Here is a 20,733-nt window from a genome sequence, read left to right on the forward strand (position 1 = left end):
ATGAGCTTTATGTTGGCACTGCCTAAAATCAGCCTGCATGGCGCAGGCGCAATTGGCGATATGGTTAATCTGGTAGCAAACAAGCAGTGGGGCAAGGCGCTGATTGTCACCGACGGTCAGCTGGTTAAGCTGGGCCTGCTCGACAGCCTGTTTTCCGCCCTGGATACGCACCGGATGCCATACCATCTATTTGATAGCGTCTTCCCCAATCCCACCGAGGCGCTGGTGCAGGAGGGCTACGCGGCCTATCGCGCGGCGCAGTGTGACTACATCATCGCCTTCGGCGGCGGCAGTCCGATCGATACCGCGAAAGCAGTAAAGATCCTCACCGCCAACCCCGGTCCCTCAACCGCCTACTCCGGCGTCGGTAAAGTGGTTAATGCCGGCGTGCCGCTGGTAGCCATCAATACCACCGCCGGTACGGCGGCAGAGATGACCAGCAACGCGGTGATCATCGACTCAGCGCGTCAGGTGAAAGAGGTCATTATCGACTCCAACATCATTCCGGATATCGCCGTGGACGATGCCAGCGTGATGCTGGCGATCCCGGCATCGGTCACCGCTGCCACCGGCATGGATGCCCTGACCCATGCGATAGAGGCGTTTGTCTCCGTCGGTGCGCATCCGTTAACGGACGCCAACGCGCTGGAGGCGATTCGCCTGATCAACCTCTGGCTGCCGAAGGCGGTCGATGACGGAAAAAATATCGAAGCCCGCGAGCAGATGGCCTTCGGTCAGTATCTGGCGGGGATGGCGTTTAACAGCGCCGGGCTGGGCCTGGTGCACGCCCTGGCGCATCAGCCGGGAGCGACGCATAACCTGCCCCATGGCGTCTGCAACGCGATCCTGCTGCCGATTATTGAAAACTTTAACCGCCCACATGCGGTGGCGCGCTTTGCCCGCATCGCCCAGGCGATGGGGGTCGATACACGCGGCATGAGCGACGAGGCGGCAAGCATGACGGCCATCCAGGCGATTCGTGACCTCAGCGCCCGCGTCGGGATCCCCTCCGGCTTCAGCCAGCTTGGCGTGACGAAAGAGGACATTGAAGGCTGGCTGGATAAAGCTCTGGCCGATCCGTGTGCCCCCTGCAACCCGCGTACCGCCAGCCGTGACGAGGTGCGTGAACTCTATCTGGAGGCGTTATGATCCGTAAGGCCTTTGTGATGCAGGTTAACGCTAACGCCCACGAGGAGTACGAGCGCCGCCATACTCCCATCTGGCCCGAGCTTGAGGCGGTCCTGAAGGACCACGGCGCACATCACTACGCTATCTACCTCGATAAGGCGCGTAACCTGCTGTTTGCCACCGTGGAGATCGAGTCTGAGGAGCGCTGGAGTGCGGTCGCTAATACCGACGTCTGCCAGCGCTGGTGGAAGCATATGCGCGACGTGATGCCTGCCAATGCCGATAACAGCCCGGTCAGCGCCGAGCTGAAAGAGGTGTTCTATCTGGAGTGATAGGTTGCCGGGTGACATTATCCTATGTCGCCTGGCTTTAGCGTATAGTTCGTAACCCATACACTGTATTATTATTCCTCCAAATTATGGTTTCATTTTTTTGTTTCGCCTGCCAACAATGCGTTTCTATAACATGCATTTGTTCGGGAGTCATAGAACAGAACGGCTTTGTATAACGATAAATAGCTAACTCATTAAGAGAACAAACCCGTCTTGCATTGTCAAATAATCCAACTTTTCTCATTATATTCAGAAGATTGATATCAAGAGCCTCGATAACAAGTTCGATTTTATTTATCTTCTCTCTGATAGTATCGATTGCGGCTCTTGCATTGTTCACGTCAGGTGATTTAACCCATAGAGGCTCATGATGAGAAATTCGATTCCTGTACTCTCTCAGTTCAAAAATAAGATCGGCTAAATTCTTTCTAACCCTTTGCTGATTGGGATTGATTTTCCCATAATTTTTAAAGACTTTACTTAACGATTTTGGCCATAAAAAGCGTTGGTTTTCACTTGGGGAAGGAGAACTATATTCATTATTTAATACGTAGTGCCATGTACTAAAATCAGTTGCTGCAATAATTTGATCGTGTGTCCACACCGGAACTTGCAGGTGCTCCACACGAGTACCGCGCCTGCGCCGCTTCTCTTTTTTACACCATTCACGTGTTAAACAATCTTTGGCTTTCTCAATATTCTTGTGAAAATGACAGTCACCTCGGTCTCTGGTGCTTTGTATTCTCTCCCACCATCGCTCCCCAAATCGTGCCCTGGCTTCTTTATCTATAGCATTTCTTAATGATATTTCCAGATTCTGCAAGAGCGGATAAATAGATGCCGCCGCATGCTGGGACCATATATAAATACCATAAAGTTCGCATTCATTGGCACTGCGAAACGTTGTACGATAACGTCCAAGCCTTACCGATGAGATTAACGATATAATTGGTGAATAATTAGCAGCTTGCGGCATTTATGCTTGCTCCGTTAGCGATGTGCTGAAGCATACCATATATGTGCAGAAGACGTTGACGGCGATAAATACACCCTTTAGTATCCACAATTAACAGCCTGTACTGTCTACTTCCCCTTTAATAGGTTCTGGTTGCGTACACCATAGGCAAAGCGATGTATGAAACCCACCTCTGGTGGGTTTCGTCGTTTTTGGGTAACAGCCCGATTAGCGTCGAGCTGAAAGAGGTGCTCTGCCTGGGGTAATACCGGCCACCTGCTGCCTGCCGCTGAGCGTAAACGCCGACACCACCGTAATCGCCAGGACAAAGCAGCCCAGCATCAGGTAGGTATCCTGGAAGCCGATCCGGTCATACATATTCCCGGCAAAGGCAGAGAGGAATATCGCCGCCGACTGCTTAGCAAACTGGAAGCCAATCAGGTAGATGGTGGCAGACAACCGGGTATCAAATACGCCGGTAATGTACTTGAAGGCTCCCACCAGCAGGAACGGCACCTCCAGCGCATGCAGCATCTTCAAGGCTACGACCTCTACCACCGTGGTGGCGAACGACGAGCCAATAATGCGCGTCGCCATAATCAGCCCGGCAATCAGCAGCGTATTTTTCGCGCCGATGCGGTTAATGATCCATGGCGAGCAGAACATGATGATGGCGTTGCAGATCTCCCCGGCCGTGGTGGCAAAACCAAAGGCGCGGGTGCCCTCCTGCGGCGTGGCGAAGAAGGATTTGAAGAAGGTGGCAAACTGCTGGTCGAACACATCATAGACGCAGGCAACGCCAACCACGTAGAGAATAAACAGCCACATTTTGCGCTGGCGGAACAGGTTAAATACCGTCTTCGCCGTGATTTGCGGCTGGTTGGCACCGAGCGCGTTCATCACCTCTGCCGTCTGGTTGGGCTTCGGTTTGGCGATAACCAGCAGCAGCATCAGCAGCAGTGCCGCCGCCGAGCCCATCCAGAACACGTATGACGGATCGATACCGAACAGGATCCCGCCCGTAGAGGCACATAACCCCCAGCCCAGGCAGCCAAACATGCGTGCCTTACCGTATTCGAAGTAGCTGTTGCGGCTTACACGCTCAACATAGGCTTCGATGGCCCCCGATCCCGCCGAGAAAACAAAGCCGATATACAGACCGCCGCTTAATGCCCCCAGCCAGATGTTAGTTTTCAACAGGGGGGCGAAAACATAGAGGAAAAACGGCGCAAACAGAAACAGCAGCACCGAGATGATCCATAGCATATGTTTTTTCAGCCCCAGCTTGTCTGAAATTACGCCCAGCACGGGTTGAAAAGCGATGGCGGAGAGCGAGATGCAGGAGAAGACGATCCCCGTATGGGTTTTATTCAGGCCGATGATATCCGACAGCCAGATCGGCAGGAACGGAAAGCAGGTGGCCATAATGAAGAAGTAGAAAAAGAAAAACAGTCCGAAGATCCAGAAGTTAGGGTTATCTTTGTGGGTACAGGCAGTTGTGCTCATTATTATTATCCTCAGCTGTGGGCCGGCTCCCCGGCCCATCACCATTACACCCGTTCTACACCAATCAGAATGGCGCTTTCCGGATCCAGAATCGGCAATGCAATTCCCGCCTGCATCAACCACTCACCGCTTACCGTTTGCGGGACTTCCATCCATGCAGGCAGCTTGCGCATAGTGTGTCCGCCCTCGCCGGTTAAGCGAATATTGGGGTGGTCGAGCAGCGTGATACGGTACTGCGCGCCAGCCTCCAGCCCCGGCATGCGCAGCGGCATCATCAGGGTGTAATCAGGCATCTGAAGCTGGCTGACGATAAACAGGCCCTGGCCTCGATCCTGGCTCACAACTCCCTGCGCCAGGGTGGTGGCATCCGGCATATCCACGCGCCACTGGGTACCCGTGTGGAGCACCTCGCGCCACCGTTTGTGCAGCGCGGCATAGTGCCGGTAGCCTTCACGCTCCTGCTCATCGACGCTGAGCGGATCCAGCTCCAGTCCCATATGGCCAAACAGCGCGGTAAGCCCACGGAACGCAATGCTGTGCTGACGGAAGGTGGCATGACATTTATGATGACCGATATGCGCCCCCATCACCTCTGGCGGGAAGAAGTAGCTCATCCCGCGCTGAATAGCGTTGCGCTCCAGCGCGTCGTTGTTATCGGATGCCCAGAAACGGTGGCAGCGGGTGAGCACCTCGTAGTCAATGCGTCCCCCGCCCGAGGAGCAGGACTCAAACTCGACCTGCGGGAAGCGTTCCCCCAGCGCGTCTAACAGACGATAAAATTGACGCGTCTGTGCATCGGCGGCAGCCTTGCCGTTGTGCCCAGGCTGCACCAGCTCCCGGTTCATGTCCCACTTCACATAGTCCACCGGATGCTCACCCAGCAGCCAGCTCATACGTTCAAGCAGATACTCAAACGCTTCTGGAATATTGAGGTTAAGGACATACTGATGGCGGCCCGTTGGCTGCGTGTATCCAGGCATCGCCAGTACCCAGTCCGGGTGTGCCCGGTAGAGATCGGAGTTCGGGTTGATCATCTCCGGCTCGACCCAGATACCAAACTCCATGCCGAGATTTTTAACGTGGTTAATCACCGGCATCAGACCGTTGGGGTATTTCTTCTCGTCGAGGTACCAGTCGCCCAGCGCAGCGTGGTCGTCGTTGCGTCCTTTAAACCAGCCGTCGTCAATAATAAAGCGCTCCACGCCCAGCACTGCCGCTTCGTCCGCCATCCGCATGATGTATTGCGGATCGTGGTCGAAGTAGATCCCTTCCCAGGTATTGAGATGTACCGGGCGCGGCTTGTTCTCCGGGAAACGGATAATATTATCCCGCAGGTAGCGGTGAAACTGCTGGCTCATTCCGTTCAGCCCGTTTGTGGAGTAGCTGGCGTATAGCCGCGGCGTCCACAGAGTTTCCCCCTCCTCAACGGCCATCTCTCCCGGCAGGTAGAGCGCTTCGGCCTGCAGATAGCGGCGGCCGTCGGTTTTTACTTCGGCCCGCAGACGGTGGTTGCCGCTCCAGCCCAGATGCACGCCCCATACGTCGCCGTGCATTTCACTGAATGCCTGCGTGCCGCTAATCAGTGCCGGAAAGTGTTCATGGGAGGTGCGACCGCGACGATTTTCAACCACGAAGCAGTCATGCTCAAGCTTCACGCGGTGTGGCTGAAACTCGCGGGTCCAGCGTCCATGAAACGCCATCACCTCTCCGGCGCGCTCGGCAATCGGCAGCGTGACGGCAAGGCGATCAACCTGCCACGCCTGCGCCCGAAGGTTGGTTAAACCGTGGCGTAACACCAGCACGCCGCTGTCGTCGAGCGCAATTTCGCTGGTCAGACGCAGCCCGGCATGCTCATCTTCAGCGGTAACCGTCAGGGTTTGCCCTTGCTGCTGTACGTGTGTGGTTTTGAATACCGGCGACCCGTCCAATCCCTGGCGATGACCTTCAATGCCCGGCGAACCAAACAGACCCTGACCCAGCTCGGCCATCAGCGTTACCGGCGAGTCTACATCAAGCCTGCCGTTGGCTACCGGGCGAGATAAACTCGCTGCATCCTGAGGTGAAAAGTGGCAAAGGTGTGGCCCCCAGTAAAGAATTTCGGCAAACGGGTGAGTTTTTAGCACCACGTCTACCGTCTTGCTTTCCAGTCGTAAAATCGAATCGTACATCAGACATCTCCTGTCGTCGGGATGTTCTGAGTGTTGATCCGAAACGTTTCGGATACAAACCAAAACGTTTCGGTTTTGTGATCGGCTTTAGAATTTCGGCAGATTTACGCCGTTTGACCAGCAGAAAACTGAGGCTGCCAAAGCACCTGAAGCTCAGCGATATCCTCGCCGTTAATTAACCGCAGCACCATGTCGGCAATCTGTTTGCCCACGCCCTGGCGGGTAGCCTGGATCACCGCCGCCACGTCAACATCCACGATGCTGTCCTGCGGCAGACCGTCGTAAACCACCAGCGAAACGGCGTTATCGCCAGTTAATCGACCAAGCTGGGAGAGGGCCATCGCCACCCCATCGCCGTGGGTATTGCAGTCGGTCAGGATTGCCGTTGGAGGTGACGCCAGCGAGAGCAGATCCTGCGTCGTGGTATAGCCCGCCCGCCGCGAAGGTGGCATGGTGCGCAGCCATTCGCTGGGTAGCCCCGCCTCGGCCAGGGCATCAAGGTAACCCTGGCGGCGCTGGGTGATAAAAGCCTGAGAATTGCTTTCGCCGAGCAGGGCAATACGCTGATGGCCCTTATCAATCAGCCAGCGCGTGGCGTGATACATTCCGGCGTAGTTGTCGAAGTCAAACCATGCATAGGGCTGCGGCAGCTGGCTGCGGCCCAGCGCGAGGAAAGGGAAACCGATAGCCTGAAGCTGCTCAAGACGCGGATCGTGATCGAGCGTATGGGCGACGATCAGCGCATCCACGCGGCGGCTTTGCACCATGCGCATATAGCTATGCTTATCAGCCAGATCGTCGTCGGCAATCAGCAGTAAATCAATCTCATATCGCGCAAGTTCGTGGCTGATTTCACCAACCATATCCATAAAGACGCTGTTATTGAGCGGAACAGGGTGCACAGGAAAAACCAGCCCAACGGCGTCAATTTTGCCCATTTTCAAACGACGGGCAAAGGTATTCGGACGGTAGCCACGACGTTGTGCTTCCGCTTCAACCCGGGCGCGCGTCTCTTTGGAGACATCATCATACCCGTTGAGCGCACGGCTAACGGTGGTAACGGACAGCCCCAGTTCTTTGGCAATGGCTTTAAGCGACATGTTTTTCCGTGTCTTACTGTTTAATTTTGTTCCGCAACCAGAAGCGCATGCGTATCCGGTTCGAGAGCCTGAAAGATATGTGGCCGATCGGCGGGATAGCAGATGTAATCCCCCTCACCCAGCTCCTCCGGCGCGTCGGTTAACCCCACGATCGCCCGACCCTGCGTCACAATGATATGCTCAACCGATCCCGGTGGATGAGGCTGGGAGATGCGGTCTGCGCCCGGCTGGGTCAGCAGTAAATAGATATCACGCCGCGCCCCCGGTGGACAGGCGGCCAGTAAAATGGCCTCATAGTTGGCCTGACCGGCGATTACTTTTGTCCCTTCTCCCCGACGGATCACCTGGGTAGCGGGCTGTTGCGGCTCCAGCAGACGGGCGAAAGGAATATCCAGCGCTACGCACAGCGACCAGAGCGTCTCCAGGCTGGGGTTGCCGTTGCCAGACTCCAGCTGGGAAAGCGTGGATTTGGCGATCCCGGCCCGGCGGGCAATTTCCGCCAGTGAAAGTCCGGTTCGCAGACGTTCTCGCACTAAACTTTTAGCGATCACGCTAATTGGCTGCGTCATATAACGGCCCTTGCTCTATAAATCGAACGAATCGTTCATCTTGTAAAACGATCTTGATGCGTTCATTATAATGGATATTCGTTCGATATAGCTAAACCAATACGGCTAAAATAGTATGAAACATCATCTCTCTTGTCTTAAAGGCGACACGATAAAGGCGATCGTTCTGGTCTGCCTGGCCGTGGGTATCGTCGGCATGTCCTACGGCTCGCTGGCAATGGCCTACGGCTTCCCGCTCTGGGTTCCTTTTGTGCTCTCTATCACCGTGCTGGCGGGCGCGTCTGAGTTTATGTTTATCGGCATCGTTGCCAGCGGCGGTAATCCGCTGGCGGCGGCGGCCGCTGGACTCCTGGTGAACGCTCGCCATGTACCGTTTGGCGTGACGGTGCGCGATCTGGTCGGCAAGCGCGGCGCCAGCCTGCTCGGCTGCCACATCATGAATGACGAAAGCGTGGTGTTTGGCCTGTCGCAGAAGACGCCTGAACAGCGTAAGGCGGCCTACTGGCTGTGCGGTCTGGGGGTAGCGATTATCTGGCCTCTCGGCGCGCTGCTGGGTGCCATGGTGGGTAAACTGCTGCCCGATCCGGAAACCATCGGTCTGGACGCAGTCTTTCCGGCTATTTTGCTGGCGTTAGTGGTGCCGGCGTTTAAAAACCGTACCACGCTTATTCGCGCCTGTAGCGGCGCAGCGTTATCACTTGCCGCCGTACCCTTTGCACCAGTGGGTTTACCGGTTCTGCTCTCTCTGCTCGGCCTGGCCGCGAGGAAAAAATAGTGGAAAACATGACGGTATTTATTCTCGGCATCGTCCTGTTATCGGCAGGGACCTATTTAATGCGTCTCGGCGGCGCTAAACTCGGTAGCCGCCTGGCCCTCTCTGAGCGTTCACAGGCGCTGCTTTCTGATGCCGCCACCGTGCTGCTGTTCTCCGTGGCGCTGGCAACTACCTTTTATGAAGGGGATCATTTTGCCGGAATGGCGCGGGTGATCGGCGTCGCCTTTGCCGTATTTCTAGCCTGGCGGAAGATGCCGTTAATTGTGGTGATCGTGGCGGCGGCGGTAGTGACTGCGCTGCTGCGGCTGGCGGGAATAGCATAAAAAAAAGCGCCCGCAGGCGCTCTTTCAACGATGAAGATGTTATTTAGTCAGCTCAGCAGTCATGTGTACATAGTTACCTGAGTAAGCCTGGGTAATTTTGTAGGATGATGCGCCAGCCTGCTCGGCCTGAGCGGCGATTTTCGCTTCCGCACCGGAGAGCGTAGTGTCAGTCACAGAGACGGACTGGGCAGCGAAAGAACCGAAGGAAGCGGCAAGAGCGATAACTGCAACAAAAGTTTTGATGTTTTTCATGATGGTTACCCTTTAATTAAGTCGTTTGTATAAGGCGTGTCGCCTTGATGTAATAAATAATAGACCGGTTAATCACCAACTAAAAGTAAAGGGATTTGCTGACTACATTCAAAATTTTTGAATAAATGCTATGCACCCGCTAAACGCTGAGGATGGGTATAGATTGTTGCCCTGCCCGGCTTGCAAAAACCCACCAGCGTCAGATTGCAGCGCTCGGCCACCTCGACTGCCAGCGTTGTTGCCGCCGACACCGCAAACAGAATTTCCACGCCGCACATGGCGGACTTCTGCACCATCTCATAGCTTGCCCGGCTGGAGACCAGCGCCGCCCCCTGCTGCCAGCCTGCGCCTTCCCGGGCGCGATGGCCCAGCAGCTTATCCAGCGCCACGTGCCTGCCTACATCCTCGTGCCCGCCAATCAGCTCGCCCGCGGGTGCGATCCACGCGGCGGCATGAGTGCAGCCGGTAAGCTGGCCGACCGGCTGAACGCTGCTCAACTGGCGCAGCGCCCGATCCAGGTTCGCCAGATCGAACGTCTGGGTAAACGGCAGCGGGGCGACCGGCTTGCCGATATCGTTAAGCTGCTCCACGCCGCATACGCCGCAGCCGGTACGACCCGCCAGCGCCCGGCGACGCTCCTTCAGTCCCATAAAACGACGACTGGAGAGCTCAATCTGTACCTCCAGACCGTTACAGGAGGGCACAACCTCCATCCCATAGATCTCCGCTGGGGCATCAATAATGCCTTCCGACAGAGAAAATCCCATGGCGAACTCGGTGAGATCCTTCGGCGAGGCCATCATCACCACGTGTGAAATCCCGTTGTAGACCAGCGCGATAGGTACCTCTTCCGCCAGGCTGTCCGGCTGAGGATGCTGTAAATCATCACGTTTCCAGAGCATCACCTCGCGACACCCTGTGATATCGGTCGACTTTTTAGGAGTAGAGAGCATTTTATTGTTCACTTTTTGTTAACTGAATGGGAACAGGCCTGGCGACATTGTGGTATTCTGGCGGCAATTCCTCCAGCGCGAGGAGGACCATCCTATTCTGAACCTTTACGGCCATGCCCGCAAAGCGTAAAGACTCGAGAGCACCATTCGAGACAATGTCGATATAAATAAAAAAAGTAAGGAGCGACCCCATGCAGGTCAGCAGAAGACAGTTCTTTAAGATCTGTGCTGGCGGTATGGCAGGTACAACGGCAGCCGCACTGGGCTTTGCACCCAGCGTCGCGCTGGCGGAAACACGGCAGTATAAGCTGCTGCGCACCCGCGAAACTCGTAACACCTGTACGTACTGCTCCGTTGGCTGTGGGCTATTAATGTATAGCCTTGGCGACGGTGCAAAAAATGCCAAATCATCCATCTTCCATATTGAAGGGGACCCGGATCACCCGGTGAACCGCGGTGCATTGTGTCCAAAAGGGGCCGGACTGGTGGACTTCATCCACTCCGAAAGCCGCCTGAAATATCCGGAATATCGCGCACCAGGTTCTGATAAATGGCAGCGTATCAGTTGGGATGAAGCGTTCGATCGCATCGCCAAACTGATGAAAGAGGACCGCGACGCAAACTATATCGCGCAGAATGAGCAGGGCGTGACCGTAAACCGCTGGCTCTCTACCGGTATGCTGTGCGCCTCTGCGGCCAGCAATGAAACCGGCTATTTATCACAGAAATTTACCCGCGCACTCGGCATGTTAGCCGTCGACAACCAGGCGCGTGTCTGACACGGACCAACGGTAGCAAGTCTTGCTCCAACATTTGGTCGCGGTGCGATGACCAACCACTGGGTCGACATGAAGAACGCCAACCTCATCGTGGTGATGGGTGGGAACGCGGCAGAAGCGCATCCGGTGGGTTTCCGCTGGGCGATGGAAGCCAAGATCCACAATGGCGCGAAGCTGATTGTCGTCGATCCGCGCTTTACGCGAACCGCCTCGGTCGCGGATTTCTATGCGCCTATTCGTTCCGGTACTGACATCGCCTTCCTGTCAGGCGTCATGCTGTACCTGTTGAATAACGAAAAATATAACCGTGAATATACCGAAGCCTATACCAACGCCAGCCTGATCGTGCGGGAAGATTTCGGCTTTGATGACGGTCTGTTTACCGGCTATGACCCGGATAAACGCAAGTATGACAAAGCCAGCTGGAACTATGAGCTGGACGAAAACGGCTATGCGAAACGCGACATGACGTTGACGCATCCTCGCTGCGTATGGAACCTGCTGAAAAAGCATCTGGCTCGCTATACGCCTGAGGTTGTAGAGAACATCTGCGGTACGCCAAAAGCTGACTTCCTGAAGGTCTGCGAGTACATCGCCGAAACCAGCGCCCATGATAAAACCGCATCGTTCCTCTACGCGCTCGGCTGGACGCAACACTCGGTAGGTGCGCAGAACATTCGTACCATGGCGATGATCCAGCTGCTGCTTGGCAACATGGGGATGGCAGGCGGCGGCGTTAACGCCCTGCGCGGTCACTCCAACATTCAGGGTCTGACCGACCTTGGCCTGCTGACCCAGAGCCTGCCGGGCTACATGACGCTGCCGAACGATAAGCAGAACGATCTGGAAACCTACTTCGCGGGCAACACCACCAAGCCGCTGCTGGAAGGCCAGGTTAACTACTGGAGCAACTACCCGAAATTCTTCGTGTCGATGATGAAAGCCTTCTACGGCGATAAGGCGACGGCGGAGAACAGCTGGGGCTTTGACTGGCTGCCGAAGTGGGATAAAGGCTACGACGTCCTGCAGTATTTCGACATGATGGCGAAAAACGAGGTGACGGGCTACATCTGCCAGGGCTTCAACCCGGTGGCATCGTTCCCGAACAAAAACAAGGTCGTCTCGTCGCTGTCGAAGCTGAAGTTCCTGGTGACTATCGATCCGCTCAATACCGAGACATCGACCTTCTGGCAGAACCACGGCGAGCAGAACGACGTCGACTCATCGAAAATCCAGACCGAGGTGTTCCGTCTGCCATCCACCTGCTTCGCGGAAGAGGACGGCTCCATCGTCAACTCCGGCCGCTGGTTGCAGTGGCACTGGAAAGGTCAGGACGCCCCGGGCGAAGCGCTGAACGACGGTGAAATTCTGGCAGGTATCTTCCTGCGCCTGCGTAAGATGTATGCGGCAGAGGGCGGTGCGAACCCGGAACAGGTTCTGAACATGTCCTGGAACTACACCACGCCGGAGAACCCTTCCCCACAGGAAGTGGCAATGGAGAGCAACGGTAAAGCGCTGGAAGATATCATCGACCCGGCGAGTGGCAAGGTGCTGGCGAAGAAGGGCGATCAGCTCTCCTCCTTTGCCCATCTGCGCGACGACGGTACCACCTCCAGCGGCTGCTGGATCTTTGCCGGCAGTTGGACGCCGGACGGTAACCAGATGGCGCGCCGTGACAACGCCGATCCGTCAGGGCTGGGGAATACCCTCGGCTGGGCATGGTCGTGGCCGTTGAACCGCCGCATCCTCTACAACCGTGCCTCGGCGGACCCGCAGGGTAAACCGTGGGATCCGAAACGCCAGCTGCTCTCCTATGCCAATGGTAAATGGGTGGGCGCGGATATTCCGGACTACAGCACTGCGCCTCCGGGCAGCAACGTTGGTCCGTTTATCATGCTGCAAGAGGGCGTCGGACGTCTGTTCGCCATCGATAAGATGGCGGAAGGGCCGTTCCCGGAGCACTACGAGCCGTTTGAGACGCCGCTGGGTACCAACCCGCTGCATCCGAAGGTGATCTCCAACCCGGCAGCCCGCGTGTTCAAAGATGATATGGACGCGATGGGTAAAGCGGATAAGTTCCCGTACGTAGGAACTACTTACCGCCTGACCGAGCACTTCCACTACTGGACCAAGCACGCGCTGTTGAACTCAATTGCGCAGCCGGAGCAGTTTGTGGAGATCGGCGAGAAGCTGGCAGGCAAGCTGGGCATCGTCCAGGGCGATACGGTGAAAGTCTCCTCTAACCGTGGCTATATCAAGGCCAAAGCGGTGGTGACCAAGCGTATCCGCACCCTGAACGTGCATGGTCAGGAGGTAGACACCATCGGGATACCTATCCACTGGGGTTATGAAGGCGTGGCGAAGAAGGGCTTTATTGCCAATACGCTGACGCCGGTTGTTGGTGATGCGAACACGCAGACGCCGGAGTTCAAGGCGTTCCTCGTGAACGTGGAAAAGGTGTAACGGAGACGACCTATGGCTTATCAATCGCAAGACATTATTCGTCGTTCCGCGACTAACAGCTTTACCCCCGCGCCTCAGGCGCGGGATCACCAGCTCGAAGTGGCAAAGCTTATCGACGTAACCACCTGTATCGGCTGTAAAGCCTGTCAGGTGGCCTGTTCAGAGTGGAACGACATCCGTGATGAGGTCGGTCATAACGTCGGGGTCTATGATAACCCGGCGGATCTGACGGCCAAATCCTGGACAGTGATGCGCTTCTCGGAAGTCGAGCAGAACGACAAACTGGAGTGGCTGATCCGTAAGGATGGCTGCATGCACTGTGCCGATCCCGGCTGTCTGAAAGCTTGCCCGTCTGAAGGGGCAATCATTCAGTACGCTAACGGCATCGTCGACTTCCAGTCTGAGCAGTGCATCGGCTGCGGCTACTGCATCGCTGGCTGTCCGTTCGACGTCCCGCGCCTGAACCCGGAAGATAATCGCGTCTACAAATGCACCCTGTGCGTGGATCGCGTGACCGTCGGCCAGGAGCCAGCCTGCGTGAAGACCTGTCCAACTGGCGCTATTCACTTTGGTTCCAAAGAGGATATGAAAACGCTGGCGGGTGAGCGCGTAGAGGAGCTGAAAACCCGTGGTTACGATAACGCGGGCCTGTACGATCCGGCAGGCGTTGGCGGTACGCACGTCATGTACGTGCTGCACCACGCCGACAAGCCGAATCTCTACCACGGCCTGCCGGAGAACCCGGAGATCAGCGCCACCGTGAAGTTCTGGAAAGGTATCTGGAAACCGCTCGCCGCCGTCGGCTTTGCGGCGACCTTTGCCGCCAGCGTCTTCCACTACGTGGGCGTCGGTCCAAACCGCGCTGACGATGATGAAGACAACCTTCACGATAAAAAAGATGATGAGGTGCGCAAATGAGAAAACGTGACACCATCGTGCGCTACACCGCGCCGGAACGCATCAACCACTGGGTCACCGCCTTCTGCTTCGTGCTGGCGGCGGTGAGCGGGCTGGGGTTTTTCTTCCCCTCCTTTAACTGGTTGATGAATATTCTCGGTACGCCGCAGCTGGCGCGGATCCTCCACCCCTTCGTTGGGGTGGTGATGTTTGCCTCGTTTATCATCATGTTTTTCCGCTACTGGCACCACAACCTGATCAACCGGGACGATATCTTCTGGGCGAAAAACATCCAGAAAATCATCGTCAACGAAGAGGTCGGTGACACCGGGCGCTATAACTTTGGCCAGAAGTGTGTCTTCTGGGCAGCGATTATTCTGCTGGTGCTGCTGCTGGTCAGCGGGATTATCATGTGGCGTCCGTGGCTCGCGCCGTACTTCTCCATCCCAACAATCCGTCTGGCGATCATGCTGCATTCATTTGCCGCAGTCGGGCTAATTGTGGTTATTATGGTGCATATCTACGCCGCCCTCTGGGTAAAAGGCACGATTACCGCCATGGTAGAAGGATGGGTAACGAAAACCTGGGCGGAGCGACATCACCCGCGCTGGTATCGTGAAGTCCGAAGCAAATCGGAAAAAGAGGCTGAATGAGTATTCGCATAATCCCGCAAGATGCGTTGGAGAAAGGCGAGAAACGTGCGGCGGAAGCTATTCCGCCGTTACTGTTTCCCAGGCTGAAAAATCTCTACAACCGTCGGGCAGAACGCCTGCGCACGCTGGCCGAGAGCAATCCGCTGGGTGACTATCTGCGCTTCGCCGCGCTGGTGGCGCATGCCCAGGAGGTGGTGCTGTACGATCATCCATTAACCATGGATTTGACCGCACGCATCAAAGAGGCTGCCGAACAGGGCAAGCCGCCGCTGGATATTCACGTCCTGCCACGCGACACCCACTGGCATAAGCTGCTGCACTCTCTGATTGCCGAGCTGAAACCAGAGATGAGCGGCCAGGCGCTGGCGGTGATTGAGAATCTGGAGAAGGCCTCGACTCAGGAGCTGGAAGAGATGGCGAGCGCCTTGTTCGCCAGCAACTTCGCGGCGGTGAGCAGCGATAAGTCGCCGTTCATCTGGGCGGCGCTGTCGCTCTACTGGGCGCAGATGGCCAGCCTGATCCCAGGGAAAGCCCGCGCCGAGTATGGCGAGCAGCGTCAGTTCTGTCCGGTCTGCGGCTCCATGCCGGTCTCCAGCATCGTGCAGATTGGTACCTCTCAGGGGTTGCGCTATCTGCACTGCAACCTGTGTGAGACCGAGTGGCACGTGGTGCGCGTGAAGTGCAGCAACTGCGAGCAAACCCGCGATCTACACTACTGGTCGCTGGATAACGAGCAGGCTTCGGTCAAAGCAGAAAGCTGCGGCGATTGCGGTACCTACCTGAAGATTTTGTATCAGGAAAAAGACCCGAACGTAGAGCCGGTGGCCGACGACCTGGCATCGCTGGTGCTGGACGCCCGTATGGAGCAGGAGGGCTTCGCCCGCAGCTCCATTAACCCGTTCCTGTTCCCGGGTGAAGGGGAGTAATCCTCTGTAACACTGCCGGGCGGCGCTACGCTTGCCCGGCCTACATCTGAATGCCCCCTTCCGCTACTCCTCCTCGTTACCGCCCTCTTCGTATGAACCGAAGGGTTTCGCTGGCAGCACGATAAAGATGCCTTCAAAAATAGCCCCGGCGACGTCGTTGCCGAACAGCTCGACCTGCAGCTGCACCCGGGCTTTACGGCCGCGGGCGAGGCGGTCGAGATCGCCGCTGAGGGAACCCAGGTCGGCAATTGCGCTGGGTCGGCCGGTGATAGGATGGCTGTAGCGGATGTGAGCGTCGGCGAGAATAATGGTGCCGCCGAGGTGACGCTCCCGCAGCATCAGCCAGATCAGCCCCCAGCCGGTCAGCGTGGCGAGAGAGAAAAGGCTCCCGGCGAACAGCGTATGGTGCGGATTCTGGTTTCCCGTCTCCGGCATGGTGGTAATAAACTTCTGCCCGGTGTACTGCTGAATACGTACACCCATCTTTTCACTGAGCGGAATATGTTGGTACCAGGCCTGCTGTAGCTGTCCGCACCAGTCGCCGCGATGCAGAATATCGTCCAGCGTGGCGATGGGTTTCATCATCAGAAAGTGGCGCAGCGGTGTGGTTTGCGGGGCGGTGATCTCACCTTCGTTGATAAATCCGAGCTTGGCGAAAAACTCTACGGCATCCTCGCGGGCGCTACAGGTGACTCGTTTAACCCCCTCCTGGCGTGCCACCGACTCCAGAGTCATCGCCATCAGCGTGCCCAGCCCTTTATCCTGCACCTCGGGATGCACGGCCATAAAGCGAATCGAGCCTTCGTTATCGGCGTTGATATAGAGCCGTCCGACGGCAACCAGCTGGCCCTCTTCATCCAGCACCATCTGATGATGCGCCATCGCATCCCAGGCGTCGCGCTCAGAGCCACGCGGCTGGCGCAGGGGCTTGCGTAGCATTTCCCAACGAAACGCGTAGTAGCGCTCTAACTCTGCTTCGGTTTGCGGTACGCGAAGATGATACATAGCAGCACTCTCTCTTGTGACCTGAGGCCAGGCTAGCTGCTGACTCATACTTGCAGCCAGAAGGTAACCGGACCGTCGTTGACCAGTGAAACTTGCATATCGGCAGCAAACTGCCCGGTTTGCGTAACCATTTCCTGCTGACGACAGCGCTCGACAAAATAGTTGTATAGCGCTTCAGCGCGATCCGGCGCAGCGCCTCGGGAGAAACCGGGACGCATGCCGCGCTCGGTATCCGCCGCCAGCGTAAACTGCGACACCACCAGCACGCTGCCCCCGGCCTGCTGAACGTTCAGGTTCATCTTGCCGTCGGCATCGCTGAAGATACGGTAGCCTAATACTCGTTCGCAAAGACGGTTCGCTTTTTGCTCATCGTCCTCTTTTTCGACACCTAACAGCACCAAAAGTCCTGGGCCAATTTCACCCGTCACGTTACCTTCCACGGTCACGCTGGCACGGGAAACACGTTGAATTAATGCAATCATGGTTGGTCTATTGTCTCTTGCTCTGCGGCTAATTTGAGTTTGCGGTACTCCCCGAGAGTGACAGTTATTTCAGCGCCAAGCAAGACGATACACCAGGTCCAGTAGACCCAGACAAAGAGAATGGGCACCACCGCCAGCACACCGTAGATGAGCTGATAGGAGGGAAACATGGTGATATAGAGCGCGAACGCCTTTTTCCCCAGCTCAAAGAGTAGCGCCGCCACCAGCGCACCGATAACGGCATCGCGGTTAGGCACCCGGGTGGTAGGCACGATGCTGTAGAGCAGCCAGAACGAGAGCCACGAAAGGATCAGCGGAAAGATACGCAGGATGTGATCGATTACACTATCCAGCTCGGTCGCCCAGCGCAGCGAGAGCAGATAGGAGCTAATCGCCAGGCTCGCCCCCGCCAGCAGCGGCCCGAGGGTGAGGATCATCCAGTAGACAGCAAACGAGTAGACCTTAGGCCGCACACGCTTGCTGCGCCAGATGGTGTTCAGGGCGCTATCAATGGCATACATCAACAGCAGCGCGGTGACGATCAGACCACACGCCCCTACCGCCGTCATTTTGCTGGAATTAGCAACAAATTGCTCGATATAGCGCTGGATAATATCGCCGGTCGACGGCAGGAAATTGGCAAAAACAAAGTGCCGCAGCTGCATACTGACGTCGTTAAACATTGGAAAAGCAGCAAATAGCGCAAAGATCACCGCCACCAGCGGCACCAGTGAGAGCAGCGAGACGTAGGCGAGATTCCCCGCCAGCGTCGTCATATTGTCTTCGTCAATTCGCTCCCAGAGCAGCTTGAGCCACGCCCGCAGCGGGCGAGTATGGTGACTGGCTTTATGATGAACGGTTTTTAGCATAGCTGTTTTGCAAAGTAGTTCGGTATCGTCTCTTTTCCGGTCACCAGAATTGATGTAATACCCAACTGGTTAGCTCCCTCTATATTATCGGCGTTATCGTCAAAAAAGACCGCATCCTCGGCAGAGAAACCCTCTTCCCGTAACAGCGCCTGGTAGATGCGCGCCTCTGGCTTGCGCATCCCCATCTCCTGAGAGAGGTAGATTTTATCCGCCGCGGCGCGAACTTCAGGGTACTGTTCCGGCCAGAAAGTCGTATGCAACCGGTTGGTGTTGGAGAGCACTACCACACGGTGTCCCTGCGCGCGCAGTTTGTGCATGATGTTGATCACCTCTGGACGCAGGCCAACAAACACCGCCTGCCAACCGTGGGAAAACTGCTCATAGCTCAGCGGCAGCGACATCTCCTCGCACAGCGCCTCGGCAAAATCCTCATCCGACAGTTCACCCCGCTCATGGCGGTGAAACGCATCACCCATGGTAAAACTTTGCTTCAGCGTTGCCAGCGGAACCCGGCTGAGATCGCTCCATGCACCCAGCACGCGATCGAAATCGATATCAACAATCACGTTACCTAAATCAAAGATATAGAGCATTTTTCTCTCCTTGTTGGCCGTGGAGAATTAACTGTAGCGGGAAATCCAGATGGTGAATAGCTGCTCTGCCACAGATTCAGGCAGGGGGGTGGAGAGAGACATAAAAAAAGCCGCTGATATTCAGCGGCTTTTAGCATCATGCGAAAACAGATTACGCGTCGCGAGGACCACGCATCGCACGTTTACGGTCGTTCTCGGTCAGGTGACGTTTACGGATACGGACAGAGGTCGGGGTGACTTCTACCAGTTCGTCGTCATCGATGAACTCCAGCGCCTGCTCCAGGGACATCTTGATCGGCGGAACCAGAACCGTTGCTTCATCGGTACCCGATGCACGCATGTTGGTCAGTTTCTTACCGGTCAGGCAGTTCACTGTCAGGTCGTTAGAGCGGCTGTGAATACCGATGATCTGGCCTTCATACACTTCAGCACCGTGACCCAGGAAGAGCTTACCGCGATCCTGCAGGCTGAACAGTGCGAACGCGACTGCTTTGCCCTGGCCGTTGGAGATCAGCACGCCGTTGTTACGCTGGCCGATTTCGCCCGGACGCACGTCGTCGTAGTGGCTGAAGGTGGAGTACAGCAGACCAGTACCGGAAGTCATGGTCATGAACTCGGTACGGAAGCCGATCAGGCCACGCGCCGGGATCAGGTAGTCCAGACGAATACGGCCTTTGCCGTCAGGGATCATGTCTTTAACATCGCCCTTACGCTCGCCCATCGCCTGCATAACCGAGCCCTGATGCTGCTCTTCGATATCCAGGGTCACGTTCTCGAACGGCTCCTGCATACGGCCATCAATCATACGGTTGATAACTTTCGGACGGGAAACCGCCAGCTCAAAGCCTTCACGACGCATGTTTTCGATCAGAACCGACAGGTGCAGCTCACCACGACCAGATACACGGAATGCATCAGAATCGTCAGTCTCTTCCACGCGCAGCGCCACGTTGTGCACCAGCTCTTTGTTCAGACGGTCAAGGATCTGACGCGAGGTCACAAACTTACCTTCTTTACCGCAGAACGGCGAGGTGTTGACGTTGAAGAACATGGTCACGGTCGGCTCATCAACGGAGAGTGCCGGCAGCGCTTCGACGTTTTGCGGATCGCAAAGGGTGTCGGAGATGTTCAGTTCGCCCAGACCAGTGATCGCGATGATATCGCCCGCTTCAGCTTCGGTGGATTCAATACGCTCCAGGCCGAGATGGGTCAGTACCTTACCCACTTTACCGTTGCGCGTTTTGCCTTCGCTGTCGATTAGGGTGATCTGCTGGTTCGGCTTCACCTTACCGCGCTTGATGCGGCCGATGCCGATAACGCCAACGTAGTTGTTGTAGTCCAGCTGGGAGATCTGCATCTGGAACGGACCGTCAAGGTCAACGTTCGGCGCCGGGACGTGGTCAACGATCGCCTGATACAGCGGGGTCATATCTTCCGCCATGTCAGTGTGGTCGTTACCCGCGATACCCTGCAGGGCCGATGCGTAGATGATTGGGAAGTCCAGCTGCTCGTCGGTAGCGTCGAGGTTTACGAACAGATCGAAGACCTGATCGACAACCCAGTCAGGACGCGCGCCCGGACGGTCAACCTTGTTGATAACGACAATTGGCTTCAGGCCATGCGCAAACGCTTTTTTGGTTACAAAGCGGGTCTGCGGCATCGGGCCGTCCATAGCATCGACCACCAGCAGTACGGAGTCTACCATGGACATGACTCGTTCAACTTCACCACCGAAGTCGGCGTGACCCGGGGTATCAACGATGTTGATACGGTAGTCATTCCATTTGATAGCGGTGTTTTTCGCGAGGATGGTAATCCCACGCTCTTTCTCCAAATCGTTGGAGTCCATCACGCGTTCGGTAGTTTCAGCGCGCTCGCTGAAGGTACCGGATTGCTGCAGCAGCTTGTCAACCAGGGTCGTTTTACCATGGTCAACGTGCGCAATGATGGCGATGTTACGCAAATTTTCGATCACAACTTTGCCTCAGGCATTAGAAATAGCGCG

Annotated in this window: 20 protein-coding genes; 8 read left to right on the forward strand and 12 right to left on the reverse strand. The window is 56.2% G+C overall.

Features of this window, described 5'->3' with window-relative positions; all coding sequences use genetic code 11:
* Both fucO and rhaM read left to right on the forward strand, forming a co-directional pair.
* A complete protein-coding gene (gene fucO, locus RTM13_RS18440) occupies nt 1-1,149 on the forward strand; it encodes a lactaldehyde reductase (protein ID WP_312213993.1) in 1,149 nt (382 codons plus the stop codon).
* Complete coding sequence (gene rhaM / locus RTM13_RS18445; protein ID WP_312213995.1) at nt 1,146-1,460, forward strand: L-rhamnose mutarotase; 315 nt, start codon at nt 1,146-1,148, stop codon at nt 1,458-1,460. Before fucO ends, rhaM begins: the two co-directional genes overlap by 4 nt.
* Nucleotides 1,461-1,497: 37 nt before the next feature.
* Here the strand turns inward: rhaM and RTM13_RS18450 are convergent, their stop codons facing one another.
* The 5 genes from RTM13_RS18450 to RTM13_RS18470 form a co-directional block, all read right to left on the reverse strand.
* Nucleotides 1,498-2,436 (reverse strand): Abi family protein, encoded by a 939-nt coding sequence (locus RTM13_RS18450; protein WP_312213997.1) that lies wholly within the window; start codon nt 2,434-2,436, stop codon nt 1,498-1,500.
* Nucleotides 2,437-2,643: 207 nt separating this feature from the next.
* On the reverse strand, nt 2,644-3,921 hold the full coding sequence (locus tag RTM13_RS18455) for an MFS transporter (protein WP_312213999.1): 1,278 nt from the start codon (nt 3,919-3,921) through the stop codon (nt 2,644-2,646).
* A 44-nt stretch (nt 3,922-3,965) separates the two neighbouring features.
* Complete coding sequence (locus RTM13_RS18460) at nt 3,966-6,089, reverse strand: alpha-galactosidase (RefSeq protein WP_312214000.1); 2,124 nt, start codon at nt 6,087-6,089, stop codon at nt 3,966-3,968.
* Nucleotides 6,090-6,193: 104 nt separating this feature from the next.
* Nucleotides 6,194-7,189 carry a LacI family DNA-binding transcriptional regulator gene (locus RTM13_RS18465; RefSeq protein ID WP_312214002.1) on the reverse strand — a complete coding sequence of 332 codons (996 nt, stop codon included), beginning with the start codon at nt 7,187-7,189 and terminating at the stop codon, nt 6,194-6,196.
* 20 nt (nt 7,190-7,209) lie between these two features.
* The gene (locus RTM13_RS18470; RefSeq protein WP_312214004.1) at nt 7,210-7,758 is read right to left on the reverse strand and encodes an XRE family transcriptional regulator; all 549 of its coding nucleotides are present in this window, start codon (nt 7,756-7,758) and stop codon (nt 7,210-7,212) included.
* A 115-nt stretch (nt 7,759-7,873) separates the two neighbouring features.
* Here RTM13_RS18470 and RTM13_RS18475 point away from each other — a divergent pair, with 115 nt between their 5' ends.
* Entirely contained in the window at nt 7,874-8,533 is a 660-nt protein-coding gene (locus tag RTM13_RS18475; RefSeq protein ID WP_312214006.1) for an AzlC family ABC transporter permease, read from the forward strand.
* Entirely contained in the window at nt 8,533-8,856 is a 324-nt protein-coding gene (locus tag RTM13_RS18480; protein WP_268106337.1) for an AzlD domain-containing protein, read from the forward strand. The genes RTM13_RS18475 and RTM13_RS18480 overlap by 1 nt, the downstream gene beginning before the upstream one ends.
* Nucleotides 8,857-8,895: 39 nt before the next feature.
* Here RTM13_RS18480 and RTM13_RS18485 read toward each other — a convergent pair whose 3' ends face one another.
* Both RTM13_RS18485 and fdhD read right to left on the reverse strand, forming a co-directional pair.
* Complete coding sequence (locus RTM13_RS18485; RefSeq protein WP_312214009.1) at nt 8,896-9,108, reverse strand: DUF1471 domain-containing protein; 213 nt, start codon at nt 9,106-9,108, stop codon at nt 8,896-8,898.
* Between the two features lie 128 nt (nt 9,109-9,236).
* Complete coding sequence (fdhD, locus tag RTM13_RS18490) at nt 9,237-10,061, reverse strand: formate dehydrogenase accessory sulfurtransferase FdhD (RefSeq protein WP_312214011.1); 825 nt, start codon at nt 10,059-10,061, stop codon at nt 9,237-9,239.
* A 191-nt stretch (nt 10,062-10,252) separates the two neighbouring features.
* On the opposite strand from fdhD, the gene fdnG reads away from it, so the two are divergent.
* The 4 genes from fdnG to fdhE are packed head-to-tail and all read left to right on the forward strand — an operon-like array spanning nt 10,253 to nt 15,779.
* A complete protein-coding gene (gene fdnG, locus RTM13_RS18495) occupies nt 10,253-13,303 on the forward strand; it encodes a formate dehydrogenase-N subunit alpha (RefSeq protein WP_312214013.1) in 3,051 nt (1,016 codons plus the stop codon).
* A 12-nt stretch (nt 13,304-13,315) separates the two neighbouring features.
* Nucleotides 13,316-14,221, forward strand: a complete 906-nt coding sequence (gene fdxH / locus RTM13_RS18500; RefSeq protein WP_312214015.1) for a formate dehydrogenase subunit beta — start codon at nt 13,316-13,318, stop codon at nt 14,219-14,221.
* On the forward strand, nt 14,218-14,853 hold the full coding sequence (fdoI, locus tag RTM13_RS18505; RefSeq protein ID WP_312214017.1) for a formate dehydrogenase cytochrome b556 subunit: 636 nt from the start codon (nt 14,218-14,220) through the stop codon (nt 14,851-14,853). Before fdxH ends, fdoI begins: the two co-directional genes overlap by 4 nt.
* Nucleotides 14,850-15,779 (forward strand): formate dehydrogenase accessory protein FdhE, encoded by a 930-nt coding sequence (gene fdhE, locus RTM13_RS18510; protein ID WP_103821707.1) that lies wholly within the window; start codon nt 14,850-14,852, stop codon nt 15,777-15,779. Before fdoI ends, fdhE begins: the two co-directional genes overlap by 4 nt.
* A 63-nt stretch (nt 15,780-15,842) precedes the next feature.
* Here fdhE and fabY read toward each other — a convergent pair whose 3' ends face one another.
* From fabY to typA, 5 genes are all read right to left on the reverse strand, one after another.
* Entirely contained in the window at nt 15,843-16,784 is a 942-nt protein-coding gene (gene fabY, locus RTM13_RS18515) for a fatty acid biosynthesis protein FabY (RefSeq protein WP_312214020.1), read from the reverse strand.
* 44 nt (nt 16,785-16,828) lie between these two features.
* Nucleotides 16,829-17,266: a D-aminoacyl-tRNA deacylase gene (gene dtd, locus RTM13_RS18520; protein ID WP_312214022.1), complete on the reverse strand. Its 438-nt coding sequence runs from the start codon at nt 17,264-17,266 to the stop codon at nt 16,829-16,831.
* Nucleotides 17,263-18,135: a virulence factor BrkB family protein gene (locus tag RTM13_RS18525; protein ID WP_312214024.1), complete on the reverse strand. Its 873-nt coding sequence runs from the start codon at nt 18,133-18,135 to the stop codon at nt 17,263-17,265. The genes dtd and RTM13_RS18525 overlap by 4 nt, the downstream gene beginning before the upstream one ends.
* Nucleotides 18,129-18,728 carry a glucose-1-phosphatase gene (gene yihX / locus RTM13_RS18530; protein WP_312214026.1) on the reverse strand — a complete coding sequence of 200 codons (600 nt, stop codon included), beginning with the start codon at nt 18,726-18,728 and terminating at the stop codon, nt 18,129-18,131. The genes RTM13_RS18525 and yihX overlap by 7 nt, the downstream gene beginning before the upstream one ends.
* A gap of 151 nt (nt 18,729-18,879) precedes the next feature.
* On the reverse strand, nt 18,880-20,703 hold the full coding sequence (gene typA / locus RTM13_RS18535; RefSeq protein WP_312214028.1) for a ribosome-dependent GTPase TypA: 1,824 nt from the start codon (nt 20,701-20,703) through the stop codon (nt 18,880-18,882).
* Nucleotides 20,704-20,733 lie beyond the last annotated feature (30 nt).

This window comes from Pseudescherichia sp. (assembly GCF_031979925.1).
GTDB lineage: Bacteria > Pseudomonadota > Gammaproteobacteria > Enterobacterales > Enterobacteriaceae > Pseudescherichia.

What these genes read in the sequence shown, in the direction of transcription:
- fabY (WP_312214020.1), bottom strand. Translation starts at nt 16,784, where the DNA reads ATGTATCATCTTCGCGTACCGCAAACCGAAGCAGAGTTAGAGCGCTAC.
- fdoI (WP_312214017.1), top strand. Translation starts at nt 14,218, where the DNA reads ATGAGAAAACGTGACACCATCGTGCGCTACACCGCGCCGGAACGCATC.
- RTM13_RS18450 (WP_312213997.1), bottom strand. Translation starts at nt 2,436, where the DNA reads ATGCCGCAAGCTGCTAATTATTCACCAATTATATCGTTAATCTCATCG.
- RTM13_RS18465 (WP_312214002.1), bottom strand. Translation starts at nt 7,189, where the DNA reads ATGTCGCTTAAAGCCATTGCCAAAGAACTGGGGCTGTCCGTTACCACC.
- fucO (WP_312213993.1), top strand. Translation starts at nt 1, where the DNA reads ATGAGCTTTATGTTGGCACTGCCTAAAATCAGCCTGCATGGCGCAGGC.
- fdhD (WP_312214011.1), bottom strand. Translation starts at nt 10,061, where the DNA reads ATGCTCTCTACTCCTAAAAAGTCGACCGATATCACAGGGTGTCGCGAG.
- RTM13_RS18485 (WP_312214009.1), bottom strand. Translation starts at nt 9,108, where the DNA reads ATGAAAAACATCAAAACTTTTGTTGCAGTTATCGCTCTTGCCGCTTCC.
- yihX (WP_312214026.1), bottom strand. Translation starts at nt 18,728, where the DNA reads ATGCTCTATATCTTTGATTTAGGTAACGTGATTGTTGATATCGATTTC.
- RTM13_RS18455 (WP_312213999.1), bottom strand. Translation starts at nt 3,921, where the DNA reads ATGAGCACAACTGCCTGTACCCACAAAGATAACCCTAACTTCTGGATC.
- rhaM (WP_312213995.1), top strand. Translation starts at nt 1,146, where the DNA reads ATGATCCGTAAGGCCTTTGTGATGCAGGTTAACGCTAACGCCCACGAG.
- RTM13_RS18525 (WP_312214024.1), bottom strand. Translation starts at nt 18,135, where the DNA reads ATGCTAAAAACCGTTCATCATAAAGCCAGTCACCATACTCGCCCGCTG.
- fdxH (WP_312214015.1), top strand. Translation starts at nt 13,316, where the DNA reads ATGGCTTATCAATCGCAAGACATTATTCGTCGTTCCGCGACTAACAGC.
- RTM13_RS18470 (WP_312214004.1), bottom strand. Translation starts at nt 7,758, where the DNA reads ATGACGCAGCCAATTAGCGTGATCGCTAAAAGTTTAGTGCGAGAACGT.
- fdhE (WP_103821707.1), top strand. Translation starts at nt 14,850, where the DNA reads ATGAGTATTCGCATAATCCCGCAAGATGCGTTGGAGAAAGGCGAGAAA.
- RTM13_RS18460 (WP_312214000.1), bottom strand. Translation starts at nt 6,089, where the DNA reads ATGTACGATTCGATTTTACGACTGGAAAGCAAGACGGTAGACGTGGTG.
- RTM13_RS18475 (WP_312214006.1), top strand. Translation starts at nt 7,874, where the DNA reads ATGAAACATCATCTCTCTTGTCTTAAAGGCGACACGATAAAGGCGATC.
- dtd (WP_312214022.1), bottom strand. Translation starts at nt 17,266, where the DNA reads ATGATTGCATTAATTCAACGTGTTTCCCGTGCCAGCGTGACCGTGGAA.